Source organism: Candidatus Phytoplasma zeae, from assembly GCF_001712875.1.
GTDB classification, from domain to species: domain Bacteria; phylum Bacillota_I; class Bacilli_A; order Acholeplasmatales; family Acholeplasmataceae; genus Phytoplasma; species Phytoplasma asteris.
On the sequence record NZ_CP015149.1, the window covers coordinates 444087 to 458148 of the forward strand.

A 14062-nucleotide genomic window follows, 5' to 3' on the forward strand; every position below is an offset into this window, starting at 1 on the left:
GGTGTAATTAAAATTTAGTATCATCAATTTTTTGCAAATAACAAGTTACAAAAGAAACAATGTTTTTTAAGTGATTAGGTTCAAAAGGATTAGTAAGTCCTGTAGTTTTTAAAAGGTTTAAAAAAGTTTGTGAACCGCCTAATTGACATAATTTTAAGTACTTTTGCCAAGTATTGGAATAATCTTGCTTGCTTAAAAGCCAAATTTCTAAAGCACAAACTTGGGCTAAAGTATAGTCAATGTAGTAAAAAGGAGTAGAAAAAATGTGGCTTTGACGGAACCAAAAAGTACCTTTTTCTAAAAAAGGATCGCCTTCATAAGTTTCTAACAACAAATATTTTTTTTCCAAATTACGCCAACACTCTTTTCTTTGAGCAGGAGTCATTTGAGGATTTTGATAAACTTCATGTTGAAAATGATCCACTAAAGCACCATAAAGTAAGAAATTAAGGGATTGGGATAAATGTAGAAATTGATATTTGTCTACATCTTGGGCAAAAAAATCTTTTACCCACGGATAAGCTAAAAATTCCATCCCCATAGAACTAATTTCAGCTGCTTCAAAAGTAGGCCAACGATACTCAGGAATTAAATGACGACTTTGATAAACTTGGAATGCGTGTCCTATTTCGTGAGTCAAAACATCTACATCATGACTTGTGCCATTAAAATTAGCAAAAACAAAAGGAGCGCTATATTTAGGAAGGTAAGTACAGTATCCACCGCCTGTTTTGTTGGGTTTGCTATCTAGGTCTAATAGGTTTTTTTCTAAGAGAAAATCAAAAAATAATTTGGTTTGGAGAGACATTGCATGATACATTTTTTTTGCTTGGGTTAACTGAAAATCAACTCCTCTTTGAGGTTTGGGATTGCCACTTGAAAAATTAAAACTTTTGTCATAACTTTCCAATTTAGCAATACCTAAACGTTTGGATTTACGTTTTTGAGTCATGGTATAAAACGGCAAAACATATTTTAAAATGTTGGTGCGATAATCTGCAATTTGGTTAGCATCATAATCAGTGCGCCCTAAAAGATCATAACCTAAGGCAACGAAATTGGAATATCCCAATATTTGAGCCATCTTGGTTCGTGTTTGGACTAATTGGTCATAAATAAGGTCATATTCTTGCTCGTTTTTAGCAAAAAATTGCGAAACAGCTAATTGGGCATTTTTTCTAGTTTGCCTTTGGGACGATTCCAAAAAAGTAGCCATTTGACTTAAATTATAAAGTTTGCCTTCAAAAGCAACAGAAGAATCAGAAATTAATTTTTGATATTTGGTTGTTAAAGTATTTTCTTCTTGTAAATAAGGAATAATTTTAGGTTCAAATGTTTTTAAAAATAGTTTGGTTTTGTCAAATAACAGGGGCCCAAATTCTTTTACTAAGGCGTCATAATGTTTACTTTTTACCATAGTTTGGCTAAATTGATGTTGTAATTCGGTTAGCAAAGGGGCATTTTGATCACAAAAATGTTTTTCTTGTTGATAAAAAGTATCTTTTACATCTAGGCTATGCCTAATTTCTGCCAAAGTAAACATGGAATTAATTTCATCCATTAATGAATTAAGACGGTTAATAATTTTAATTTGTTCTGGTAAGGAAGCATCCAAAAAAGCCTCTATCATAGGCAAAATAGTTTGTTTGGTTTGAGCAATATCCACTCTTTGATATTCAAAATCTTGAAATTTCAATTTGATTTAATCCTATCTTTTTAATTTTTATGAAAAATATCTAAATAGCAACGGTGTGGCAAGTTTAATTTTATTTATGTTAGTTTGAAAAAATATTTTATTGTCGAATAACTACATTTTAATTATAAACTAATAAATTTGATTATTTCTTATAAAATTCGTAAGTATCTGCTAAAAATTGCAATCTTTTAAACAGCTCTTTTAAAAGGATAACTACAAAAAGGAAAGTCACAAAGACAAGGGGCAAAGCAATAAAGAGCCCTTTATTTACCATAGTTGTTGCAATTTGTTGGATGGTAATATCTTGGGAAAAAATATTTATTTCGGCTGTCCACCACCATTTTAACATTACATACCAATATAATGTTTGATATAAAGCTGATAACAGGACAACAACGAAATACATTTTTAAAAAATTATCTTGGGGTCTTAACAACAAACCAGGTAATAATCCAAACGATAAAACACAAGCTAAATTAGCAATCAGTTCAAACTGATAACCAAATTCATAACCATATCCTACAAAATATCCAATTGTTTCAGCCAAACAAGCACCCAGACAAGAAAGATGCCAAGGAACATAACATAAAAAGACATTACAATTAAAGGTAAAAAACGCACATAGACAAGAATATTTACATCTATATTAATAAAATGAAACCCTGGAAAAGATGTTGTTTTATCTGGGAATATAATTTTTAGTATTTTAGATAAAACAATAGATAAGGAAGTTAAAAAAAGAAGTTAGGATAATTTGTCTTAAAAGTTTTTGATTGCGATTAAAATTATTATTCATAGTTTTTCTCTTTTCTTTGTGTGTGTAATTTTATTATTTATATTGAATTAATAAAATGTTCTTTGACAACATTGAGGAAAAAAGAGGAGGGGGGCAAAAATTATCTATAATAGTTAAGGTAAGTTTTAATTCTAGGATTTAAGAAAAATAAAAAAATAAAAATAAAGATAAAAGTAGCAAAAACAGGGATTAAATTATAACAAAAACACCAAATAATAGGGTAGTTGTTTAGGGGAGCTAAAAAGGGGAAAAAATTTTGTTTATTTGCAATAAGGGGCAACCAAATAAAATAAGAAACCAAATATTTAAAAGCAAAAACAGAGGTAAAAACTATTAATAAATTAAGTAAAATGCTTTTATAATTATCAAAATATTTTAAATTAGGGGTATAAAAAACAAAAGAAAGACTATAAGATAAATCAACTAAAAAATAATCCAAAAGTAAAACTGCAATTTGTTGTAAGGAGCGCATTTGTTGGGCTTGCATATAAGCTAAAATATTGGTGGATTCACTTAAAAAAATAGCTTTAAATAGATGAAATAAGGCATAAAGAGTACAAAAAAGAAAGCTATGTTTTTTGCCCAATAAAAAACCAATTAAAATTAAGGGAAGGAGAGAAACTTTAATAAAAGAGCCAATATTTGCTCCCATTTTGGCAATCCCTAACTTATCATAAGCAAATTCTAACACAATTGTGAATCCTAACAAAGTAGAAGCAATAATGTGTTTTTGCAAGGGGGAGAAAAAAACTTTTGTTTCTTTGTTGTTGGTTTTTAGCATATGAGATTAATTTCTTTCTAAAGAAATATCAAAATTACTTTTCATCAGGCAAAGTAATAATTGGGGCAATAAAATAAAATAAAGGTGAAGGGGTGTTTTTAGCAAGGGAATAATTATTGGTTTTGATAATATTTTATAATAATATAATGTTGCAAATAAAAATATAAACTAAGGGAAAAAAGTGGAGAAAAAATAGTGGTATGATCGCCAATAGAAAATCATTAATAAAAGATATTGATAATAAATTTAATTAATAATAAGGTGATAACAATATTTTTGAAGGGTTGCAAAGGAGAGAAAAAAGAAAATAGACCACTTTCAAAAAAATGGTATAAGGGGTTTTATTTGTAATAAAGATAGATTCAAAAAGGATTAAACTAAAGTTGCTACTTTGTGAAGCAATCTTACTAATTGACTAACATAACTCATTTCATTGTCATACCAAGACATTAATTTAATAAATTTAGGTTTTTCTTTGAGGACTTGCAAAGTGTGAGAATCATATAAAGAACCATAACTTGTTCCAATAACATCTGAGGAAACAATAGGATCTGTAACGTAGGCTAGGGTTTCATTAGCAGCTTTTTTGAAAGCTTCATTGATGGCTTCTGGAGTAGCTTCTTGAGTCAGTTCTGCGGTAAGGTCAACTAAAGAGCCTGTAATTGTAGGAACTCTAATTGCTGTACCATCCAGTTTTCCTTTTAATTCAGGAATAACTAAACTAATAGCTTTGGCAGCTCCAGTAGAACTTGGCACCATATTAAAGGCTGCAGCTCTACCGCGACGTGTCCAAATGCCTTTGGGATGGTTTTGATCAATTAAACTTTGGTCACTGGTGTAACTATGAACGGTAGTCATAAAAGCTTGGTTGATGCCGAAGTTGTCATTTAAGACTTTAACAACGGGCGCCAAACAGTTAGTAGTGCAAGAAGCCCCGCTTACAATGGCATCTTCTTTAGTAAGTATTTGGTCATTAACATTGTAAACAACTGTTTTTACATCCCCAGTAGCAGGAGCACTAATTAACACTTTTTTAGCTCCAGCTTCTAAATGAAGAGCTGCTTTTTCTTTGCTAGTAAAAAAACCTGTACATTCTAAAACAATATCTACTCCTAGTTTTTTCCAAGGTAAATCTTGAGGATTTTTTTCTTGAAAAATAGGAATTTTTTGTCCTTCAACTACTAAATAGTTGTCTTCAAAACTAACAGAGTCTAATTTGTAAGATTTTTGAATGCTGTCGTATTTTAATAAATAAGAAATAGTTTCTAAAGTTGCTAAATCATTGATAGCTACTACTTCAAATTTAGGATTTCCAAAAACAAGACGAAAGGCTAATTTACCGATACGCCCAAAACCATTAATTGCTACTTTAACTTTCATAATTAATTAAACCTCTTTTTCTTTTTTTATCCTTTTTTAATGTAAATGATGGATCTATTTGTTGGTTGTGTGGATTGTTTTATTTTGTGATGTTTGTAATATTTGGTAATTTGAAGAATAATAATGATCAAAAAATAAAATAAAAATAGGGGAGTTGTGATTACAGTTTCTCCATACATGCAAGCCCTGGCATGGGTTTTCCTTCTAAAAATTCTAAAAAAGCGCCTCCACCCGTAGAAATATGGCTGAAATTTTGATCTAGACCGAATTTAAAGACTGCAGCAGCGCTATCGCCACCACCAATAATGGTAGTTATATTGGGCGAAAGATTGCTTATTGTTTGGGCTAAAGCTTTGGTTCCTTTAGAAAATTGTTCAAATTCAAACACTCCTACAGGACCATTCCAAACAACTGTTTGAGCCGTTTGTAAATGTGTTTTGAAAAGTTCAATTGTTTGAGGTCCGATATCAAGTCCCATTACATCATCAGAAATATTATCATAACTATAAACAGCTGCTTGTGTTGTTGGCGAAAATTCTTTGCCACAAACAAAATCTTTAGGTAAAACGATTTTTTTGCCTTCTGGAGAAGCTAATAATTCTTTTACTAAAGGGATTTTGTCTGCTTCTAACAAGCTAGTCCCTATGTTAAAACATTTGGCTTTAAGACAAGTATAGCTCATTCCTCCACCTATCAAAAGAACATCAACTTTTTGCAAAAGACTACGAATAACTCCAATTTTGTCAGATACTTTGGAACCACCCAAAACAGCAACCAAAGGTCTTTGAGGAGTTTGGACAATTTTTTTGAGAAAAGATATTTCTTTTTCGACCAAAAAACCAAAGCATTTTTCTTTGATATATGTTGCAATACCTACATTAGAAGCGTGGGTGCGATGGCATGTACCAAAAGCATCATTGACAAAAACATCACCTAAAGATGCCCAATATTTGCCTAATTCGGGGTCGTTTTTACTTTCTTTTTTGAAAGGAACATCTTCAAAACGAGTATTTTGGACTACTAAAACATCCCCTGGAAGCATCTGGCCAACAGCTTGATTTAAGGTTTTGCCTTGAGTTTCTGGAACAAACTTTACTTTTTGTTGCAAATAAAAAGCAATTTTTTCAGCTACCACTTGCAAGCTAAAATGGGCTTTATCAGCTTCAGTTTTAACGCGTCCCAAATGAGAAAAAATAATAACTTTAGCTTTTTGCTGAACTAAATATTTTAAAGTAGGTAAAATAGCCTTAATTCTGTTGTCATCTGTGATAACGCTGTTTTCTAAAGGAACATTTAGGTCTGCTCGCAATAAAACTTTTTTATTTGTAATATTCATATTAGTTAAGGATTTTGTCATGCATTTATTGCCTTTCAATTAGGAAATATTAATTATTTTTAAGTTATTTTTAATCTAAATTAGTAAATAGTTTGTTTGAATGGTTAATTTTATTTTTTGTTGTTTTATTTTATTTATTTTATCCATCGTTTAGAGGAATAATAATTTTTAAATATTGGTATTATTTTATCGTTTATGTTTTTTAATTTTTTCAATTGTTGATTCTGGCAATTCGTCTTTAATGGCATTTAGTTCTTCTAAGTATTGATCAAGTCCGTCTTCTATAAGGTTGTATTTGCGATTGGTAAAAGCTCCTATTACAAAAGTTAAAAACATTTCACCTCCCATTAACCATTGCTTTTCAAAATCATCAATTCTTTCCACAATAAATTGAATTTTTAAAGAAAACTTTTCTTTTAGTTTAAAATTATCGCATTCAGTTAACCTAATTTTAATATCTTTAATTAACCACTTAATAAAACAACGTTTAGTTTCAATTTTTTGCCTTTAAAATAACTGCGCAAGGCTAAAATGCCCACAACAATAGGTACAAGTGTTTTAATTGCTAATAACACAATTCTAAAATGTAAAAAAGAAATTTTTTATAATTGTAGCTATATTTTCTTAAGGGAAATATTTAAAATTGGGAAATATTGATATTCAATAATTAAGCTTTGTTGATTGAACCAAAAAGAGCTAATTTATGTCTCATTAATTCTTTAATAGCTAAAAAGCCGGGATTTAATAACTTACGCGGATCAAAGCCTTTGTCTGTTAAATCTTTTTTTTCTTCAATGTATTGTCTAGTAGCTTGGGCAAAAACTAATTGAAATTCAGTGTTGACGTTGATTTTTACTACTCCCAAAGAAATAGCTTTTTTAATCATGTCTTCAGGAATACCAGTGCCTCCGTGCAGTACTAGGGGCGTTTGTTTGTTGGTAAGTTCTCTAATTTTGGCAAAAACACTAAAATCAAGTCCTGTCCAATTATCAGGATATTTACCGTGCACATTACCAATTCCAGCAGCAAGCATATCAACACCTAAATCAGCAATTTGTTTGCATTCTTGAGGATCTGCAATTTCTCCTTGACCAATAATGCCGTCTTCTTCGCCGCCGATGCCCCCAACTTCTGCTTCTATTAAAAGTCCTTTTTGGTGACATATCTCGGTGATTTCTTTGGTTTTACTTAAATTTTGGGCAAAATCATAATGACTGCCATCAAACATAACAGAAGTGAATCCTGCCTCCATTGCTTGTTTGGCACCTTCATAAGAACCGTGATCTAAATGCAAAATAACAGGGACAGAAACCTTATAAAAGGCGTCTAGTTCTCTTACCATTGCAACGACTGTTCTAAGCCCTCCCATATATTTCGCAGCTCCTTCGGATACTCCTAAAATAACAGGTGATTTTAGTTCTTCGGCAGTTTGTAAAGCAGCTTTGGTCCATTCTAAATTATTAATATTTACTTGAGCTATAGCGTATTCTTGTTGATGCGCTTTTAAAAGAACATTTTTATCGGAAGTTAACATTTAACTTAATCCTTTCTTTGGTTTTAGATTTGCATCTAAATTGTAATTAATGAGGTTTGTTAATTGGCTTTTGGACTAAAAAATAATTTAGGATTATGGGTAGTTTTGCAAGTATAAGTGCAAAAAACAAAATATATTATTATTGGTCAAAAGGAATGCAAATTAACAGTTTTAAAATCACAAAACAGAGAAAAAAATATAAAAATTATAAAAGTAAGTAAAAATGCATGCTGTTTTAAAATCAAAATCCAAAAGAAAAAATTAAACTAAATGATGTAGTTTTAAAAAATCATAGAATTTATTATCGTCGATATGAGGAGCTAAAAGATTGCAATTATCTTTTATTTCTTGGCAATTGGTGTTTTCCAATCCGATTCCTACATCAGCTAATTTAAGCATTTCAACATCATTATAGCCGTCCCCTACACAAACTAATTGATGATGGGGGTAAAGTTCTTTTAATTTTTTAATACCACAAGTTTTATTCACACTTTGAGGCACCAAATCAACACCACCATTAGTTCTCCAATAATACGCTTGCAAATCTTTCAAATCTTTAAGAAAATTTTGCAATTTTTCTTTGTTGGGTTCGAATAACCACACTTGATAAACATTGTTGTGCAGATGAAATTCAGGGTCCACTACAGATTTTTTATTAGTGCAGTAAAGTTCTCCTAATGAAGAGGGAATTAAGTCTTGTGGGCTTGGTACAATTTCTTGTGTCATTCCTGTAAGACCTATGTGAATTTTGGCTTGATGGGCTTTTGCGATTAGTTCTTTGACTACTTCTTTTTTAAAAGGTCTATCATCAATTACTTTATCAAAATATTTAGTAAGACCGCCGTTAAAAAAGACAAAATGTTTGAAATAAGGTAGCAAATTGCCTAAAACATCTATTCTTTTAATGTTTCTTCCTGTGGCAACTGCTAAAACATTATCAGGGTTTTGGGCTAAAGTTTGGATGGCTTTGATTGTTTGGGGAAATATTTTTTTATATTTAGAACTTAAAAGGGTGCCATCAATATCAAAAATAAATAAAGATTCTTTTTTTTGTTTCATTTGAAACTCCTATTATCCTATCGTATTTGAGAAACACAAAAAATGATGAAATGCAAAAATGAAAGAAAAAATGCAAAAATGAAATTAGAAAAAAAGGGGATGAATTAATTAATTATAGCAAATTAAAATAAAAACTTTTGCTAAATTTTTGTCTTATTTTCCTAATTGTAAATTGGAATTAACAGCAAAAGGGACAATCATTTTTTTGAAAAATATCTTTAGTGGAAGCTAAGGTTTGTTTGCTTGCTATTTGAGCAAAAAATAAAAAATCCTCAGTTTGGAGGGAAGCTTTTCCTGCTAAAATGCCATCAATAGCGGGTTGTTCTAAAATGGTTTTAATGTTGGCAACAGACACAGAACCGCCGTAAATAATTCTCATGGCACAAGATGCTTGGGAAGAATAAAGTGCAGTGACTTTGTCTCTGATTTGTTCAATGACTTTGTTAGCATCTTGGGGAGTTGCACTTTTGCCTGTACCAATTGCCCAAACCGGTTCATAAGCGATGATTATGTTTTGTAATGCTTCTTCTGGAACACCTGAAAAAATGTTGGTTAATTGTTGGTCTAAAAACACTTGGGTTTGGTTATTTTCCTTGGTAAGAAGCGATTCGCCCACACAAACAGTAGGAACTAATTTGTGTTTGAGAGCTGATAAAAGTTTTAGATTAACTGTTTGATCGGTTTCTCCAAAAAGAGTTCTTCTTTCGCTGTGTCCTAATAAAACGTGCTTGACACCTAATGAAAGTAAATTTTGTGGTGAAACTTCGCCAGTAAAAGCGCCTTCGGATTCATAAAACACATTTTGGGCCCCTACTTGTAAATTAGTGCCTTGGAGTTGTGCTAAGGAATCCAATAAGGTAAATTGGGGGAAAATTAAAGTTTGGACTTGGGTTTGGTCAGGAACTTGCAAGCTTACTTTTTGGATGAATTCCAGGGCTTCGTCTTTGCATTTGTACATTTTCCAATTACCTGCAATCACTTTTGTTCTTGGTTTGTAATTCATAAATTACTCCTTTAATATTTTTTTACAAAAAATAGATGGTGGACAAATTTGAACTAATTTTTTAAATCAATATTTTTGAAATGAAAATTGTTAAAAAGTTTTAAAATATTGAATTTAAATTTTTGATAAAGAGAAAGGAAAAACGCGAAAAGAGTTATTATTTTATATTAACATTTACAAATAAAATTATATCATAACAAGGCAAGGGCAAAAAGATTAAATGTTGAAAAAATATAAATAAATATGGTAGTTTGGATTTGTTTAAAAAGGTAAATTAAAGAGTATGAGAGCAAAAAAAGAACTCAAAAGCCAAGAATCAAACCTATCTAAAAAACCACCATGACCTGGAAGGAAACTTCCAAAGTCTTTGATGCCATAATCTCTTTTAAATTTGGAAGCTAACAAATCGCTAATTTGAGAAATAATAGAAATTAAAAAAGCATAGATGGGGAAACTAATGCAAGAGTTGCAATCAATAAATAAAAAGACCATCAAAACTGTTATAGTAGAGCCAAAAGTACCTAAAATAGCACCTTTTTGAGTTTTTTTAGGACTTAGGTGAAAAGCTAGAGGTCTTGTTCCTAAAAAGGGGCAAAAACGCGGGAAACGTGCTAAAAAAGCAGAAGAATCAGTGAGCATAACTGCTAAAAAAAACAAAAGCAAATAATGCCAATGCAGGAAAAACAAAGAAAAAAGACAAGCCATCAAAAAACCAATATAAAAGGTGATAAGAAAGGTTTTGCTTACATCTTTAGTTTGCAAAAAAGGTAAAAAAACTAGCATTATTAAAACTAACACAAAAGGCAAGAATAAAAGAAGGAAAAAATTTAGGTTCGAGGGAGTTGATTTTGTTAGGGATACAAATGTGTTTTTATTAAGGAATAAAAAGTTTAATTGTTTTGCGTCTTTTATTAAGTTTTGATTTTGACAAATATTTGGATACAAAATCAAACAAACAACTGTAAAAAATAATAAAGTAGAAGTGGAAACTAATCCAAATTTAATAAAGGTCTGTTTTTGGGTATCTTTGGGATGTTTGAGTATAAAAAACATTTCTTGCACTGCTTTTATTGCTAAAAGGGCAAAAACTACAAATTTGATTTCTAAAGGGGAATAATAATAAAAGAAAAAAGAAAATAAAACTAAGGTAGCCCCTGTTATTATTCTCTTTTTTATCATATAAACCTCCATTTTTTTAAAGCGAAAGGTAAAAAAAATTGGGTAAAATTGTTGTATTTGGAAAACGAAATCATTTTAAGCTTTTAATAATTCAGTGTTTTTAGTGGTGGTATGTTTTTCAATAAGTTTAATGTTTTTATCAGTTAATGTTTGAATTTGATTTAAATAAAAAGTTTCTAAATCTTTAGTAAGTTCCACTTTTTTGATTTTGTCATTGCCTTCGCGACGCACGTTTCTAATAGCTACTTTGGTCTTTTCTGCTAGTTGCTCTACTTCTTTCATTAAAGCTTTTCTTCTCTCTTCGGTTGGTTTGGGGAAAACAAGTCTTACAACTCCCCCATCAGTTTGAGGAGTGATTCCTAGATTAGATGCCAAAAGAACTTTTTGAATATTAGGAATTAAAGTGCTATCGTAAGGTTTGATGTTGAGTTGATTACCTTCAGAAACGCTAATAGAGGCTAACGTTTTTAAAAAAGTGGGTGCTCCATAATAATTAACAGTAATTTTATCTAAAATATTAGGATTAGCAGTTCCAGTGCGAATATCGCAAAAGTTTTTTAACATTACTTCTTGGGCTTTAGTCATTTTAGTTTCTAACGACGCAAGAATATCTTTGGCAAGTTGTTGCATATTTATTCTCCTTTTGAACTAATAACAGTACCTATGTTGCCTTCTTTGAGTACAACTTTTTTGATATTACCTTTTTTTAACATATTAAAAACTAAAATATCGATGTTATTTTCTAAACAAAGAGAAGCGGCTGTAATATCCATAACTGCCAGTCTTTGAGATAAGATTTGTTGGTGTTTCATGTGTTTGATTAAAACGGCATCTTGATGTTTTTTGGGATCTTTATTGTAAACACCTTCAATATTATTTTTAGCCATTAAAATAACATCAATGTTTAGTTCAGCAGCTCTTAGGGCAGCAGCAGTGTCGGTGGAAAAGTAAGGAGAACCAGCCCCTGCACCTAAAATAACTACTCTATCTTTTTCCAAATGACGAATAGCTTTACGGCGAATATAGGGTTCGGCTACCGAAGAAACAGGAAAGGCAGTCATCACGCGTGTGATGGTATTTGTTTGTTCTAAGGCATCTTGCAAAGCTAAAGAATTCATGATAGTTCCAAGCATTCCCATATAATCTGCCTGAGAACGATCCATACCCAGTTCTTCACCAATGCGTCCACGCCAAAGGTTACCTGCTCCTACAATGATGGCAATTTTGACTCCTAAATCTTTGATTGCTTTGATTTCCCAAGCAATTTTTTTAATGGTGCGAGGGTCAATTCCGTATGAAGATTCGCCTTTAAGGGATTCACCACTTAATTTTAAAAGAATTTTTTTATGCATCCACAAAACCTTTCTTCATAAACATCTGCAACATCTTTAAAAGAGTCTAAATTTGAGTTTGTTAAAAATAAAGTATGAAATAAAGATTTTGGAATTATTAGTTGCACATTTCCCAACGCACATAAGAAACTACATCAGTGTTGTTGGCTTTAAGATAATCTTTTACTTTTTGATCTGCATTTTTGACAAAAGGTTGTTCTGATAAACACATGTCTTTTAACATTTTGCCTAAACGATTTTCAACAATTTTTTCTATCATTTGTGCGGGTTTGTCAGATAATTCTTTGGCAGTTTGTTTATGTAAAATCTTTTTTTCTTCTGCTAAAAATGTAGGATCTACTTTGTCAGGAGTTAAAAATTGCGGTTTGGAAGCAGCTATATGCATCGCTATGTCTTCTGATACAGAAGGGCAGTCGTTTTTTAAAACTACCAAAACAGAAATACGTCCGCCTTGGTGTTTGTAAGTTCCAAAAGATTCTTGAGGCTTTTTAGTAACTTTTAAAACACGTTTAAGAGTAATGTTTTCGCCCAAAACTGAGGTTTTTTCTAACAATAATTCTTGAACGGTTTTATTTTGGTAATTAAAGGCTAAAAGGTCTTTGGCGTTAGATAATTGGTTTTTTAAAATAATTTCTCCAAGAACTTTTACTAATTGTTGAAAATGTTCGTTTTTGGAAACAAAATCCGTCTCAGAATTGATTTCATATAAAAAAGCGTTATTGCCAGCAAAAACAATATTAGTGATGCCTTCAGAAGTTGCACGTCCTTGTTTTTGAGCTGCTTTAATGATGCCTTTTTCTCTTAAAAACACGATGGCTTTTTCGATGTTGCCTTCAGTTTGTTGTAAAGCTTTGTGACATTCATTCATTCCCGCATGCGTTTTTTGACGTAAATCCTTAATCATTTCGGCTGTAATTTTCATTTGTTGCTCCATTCTAAATTTTAATAATTTAATTACTTTTAATTATAAATTGTAAAAATAAAAATTGAGTATTGGTTAGTTAAGGACCAAAAAAAAGTTTAATTATCTTTGGTTTTGATTTTGATTTTGGTAATATGGTTTTCTTGGTGAATCTTGGTAAGGACGTTTGTTAGAGGTATTGTAATTTTGAGGTTTTAATGGGTTTTTAGCATCAAAAGTTTCTGCTTTTTCAGCAACGCCACCAGTGCCTTCAACACAAGCATTAGCCATTAACCAAATAATTAATTTCACTCCTCTAATAGCGTCGTCATTAGCAGGAATAATGTAGTCTACTAAATCAGGGTCGCAGTTAGTGTCTACAATTCCAAAAACTTTGATTCCTAATTTGCGCGCTTCGGCAACTGCGATGCTTTCTTTTTCTGGGTCAACAACAAAAATAGCTTGAGGCAAGTCTTTCATGTCTTTGATGCCGCCTAAGAATTTTTCTAATTTGTCTCTTTTACGCTTTAATTGCACTACTTCTTTTTTAAGAAGTTTTTTCCAAAGTCCTTCTTCTTCTTGTTTGTGGAGCAAATGAAGTAATTCGATTCTTTTTAAAATAGTTTTGAAATTAGTTAATGTGCCACCTAACCAACGATGATCCACGTAGTATTGTTGTGAACGTTGCGCTTCTTCTCTAATCGCTGATTGAATTTGTTTTTTAGTGCCTAAAAATAAAGCTTTGCCGCCTGAAGTAATGATGTTTAGCAATTCTTGATAAGCTTTTTCAATTTCTTCTGAGGTTTTTTTCAAGTTGATAATGTGAATGCCATTTCTAGAAGTAAAAATGTAGGGTTTCATTTTGGGATTCCATTTGCGAGTGGCATGACCAAAATATACTCCTGATTCTAATAATTGTTTTGCTGTAACTACTGCCATTGTTATTAAAAACTCCTTTTTATTTTAATTGATATTTTTTGAAATATTGTGTTAAATTATGATAAAAAATAAATAAATGATAATTTTGTTTGTGTTTGGGCTTTTG

The 14062-nt window shown here is 31.1% G+C and carries 14 protein-coding genes; all 14 read right to left on the minus strand.

Annotated elements, in window-relative coordinates:
• Positions 1-7: 7 nt before the first annotated feature.
• Entirely contained in the window at positions 8-1696 is a 1689-nt protein-coding gene (locus MBSPM3_RS02215) for a M3 family oligoendopeptidase (RefSeq protein ID WP_069028323.1), read from the minus strand.
• Positions 1697-1838: 142 nt separating this feature from the next.
• Complete coding sequence (locus MBSPM3_RS02220) at positions 1839-2243, minus strand: hypothetical protein (RefSeq protein ID WP_069028324.1); 405 nt, start codon at positions 2241-2243, stop codon at positions 1839-1841.
• A 349-nt stretch (positions 2244-2592) separates the two neighbouring features.
• Positions 2593-3273, minus strand: a complete 681-nt coding sequence (locus tag MBSPM3_RS02225) for a hypothetical protein (RefSeq protein ID WP_069028325.1) — start codon at positions 3271-3273, stop codon at positions 2593-2595.
• Between the two features lie 372 nt (positions 3274-3645).
• Positions 3646-4653 carry a type I glyceraldehyde-3-phosphate dehydrogenase gene (gene gap / locus MBSPM3_RS02230; RefSeq protein ID WP_069028326.1) on the minus strand — a complete coding sequence of 336 codons (1008 nt, stop codon included), beginning with the start codon at positions 4651-4653 and terminating at the stop codon, positions 3646-3648.
• A gap of 160 nt (positions 4654-4813) precedes the next feature.
• Complete coding sequence (locus MBSPM3_RS02235) at positions 4814-6010, minus strand: phosphoglycerate kinase (protein ID WP_069028327.1); 1197 nt, start codon at positions 6008-6010, stop codon at positions 4814-4816.
• Positions 6011-6175: 165 nt separating this feature from the next.
• The gene (locus MBSPM3_RS02240) at positions 6176-6373 is read right to left on the minus strand and encodes a hypothetical protein (RefSeq protein ID WP_069028328.1); all 198 of its coding nucleotides are present in this window, start codon (positions 6371-6373) and stop codon (positions 6176-6178) included.
• A 283-nt stretch (positions 6374-6656) separates the two neighbouring features.
• A complete protein-coding gene (gene fba / locus MBSPM3_RS02245) occupies positions 6657-7523 on the minus strand; it encodes a class II fructose-1,6-bisphosphate aldolase (RefSeq protein ID WP_069028329.1) in 867 nt (288 codons plus the stop codon).
• A gap of 261 nt (positions 7524-7784) precedes the next feature.
• The gene (locus MBSPM3_RS02250) at positions 7785-8582 is read right to left on the minus strand and encodes an HAD-IIB family hydrolase (RefSeq protein ID WP_069028330.1); all 798 of its coding nucleotides are present in this window, start codon (positions 8580-8582) and stop codon (positions 7785-7787) included.
• Positions 8583-8760: 178 nt separating this feature from the next.
• Complete coding sequence (tpiA, locus tag MBSPM3_RS02255; RefSeq protein ID WP_069028331.1) at positions 8761-9585, minus strand: triose-phosphate isomerase; 825 nt, start codon at positions 9583-9585, stop codon at positions 8761-8763.
• Between the two features lie 261 nt (positions 9586-9846).
• Positions 9847-10764, minus strand: a complete 918-nt coding sequence (locus MBSPM3_RS02260; RefSeq protein ID WP_069028332.1) for a phosphatidate cytidylyltransferase — start codon at positions 10762-10764, stop codon at positions 9847-9849.
• Between the two features lie 75 nt (positions 10765-10839).
• A complete protein-coding gene (gene frr / locus MBSPM3_RS02265; protein WP_069028333.1) occupies positions 10840-11394 on the minus strand; it encodes a ribosome recycling factor in 555 nt (184 codons plus the stop codon).
• A 2-nt stretch (positions 11395-11396) separates the two neighbouring features.
• Complete coding sequence (gene pyrH / locus MBSPM3_RS02270; RefSeq protein ID WP_083985320.1) at positions 11397-12122, minus strand: UMP kinase; 726 nt, start codon at positions 12120-12122, stop codon at positions 11397-11399.
• Positions 12123-12213: 91 nt separating this feature from the next.
• Positions 12214-13038 carry a translation elongation factor Ts gene (gene tsf, locus MBSPM3_RS02275; protein WP_069028335.1) on the minus strand — a complete coding sequence of 275 codons (825 nt, stop codon included), beginning with the start codon at positions 13036-13038 and terminating at the stop codon, positions 12214-12216.
• Positions 13039-13140: 102 nt separating this feature from the next.
• Positions 13141-13956 carry a 30S ribosomal protein S2 gene (rpsB, locus tag MBSPM3_RS02280; protein WP_069028336.1) on the minus strand — a complete coding sequence of 272 codons (816 nt, stop codon included), beginning with the start codon at positions 13954-13956 and terminating at the stop codon, positions 13141-13143.
• Between the last annotated feature and the right edge of the window lie 106 nt (positions 13957-14062).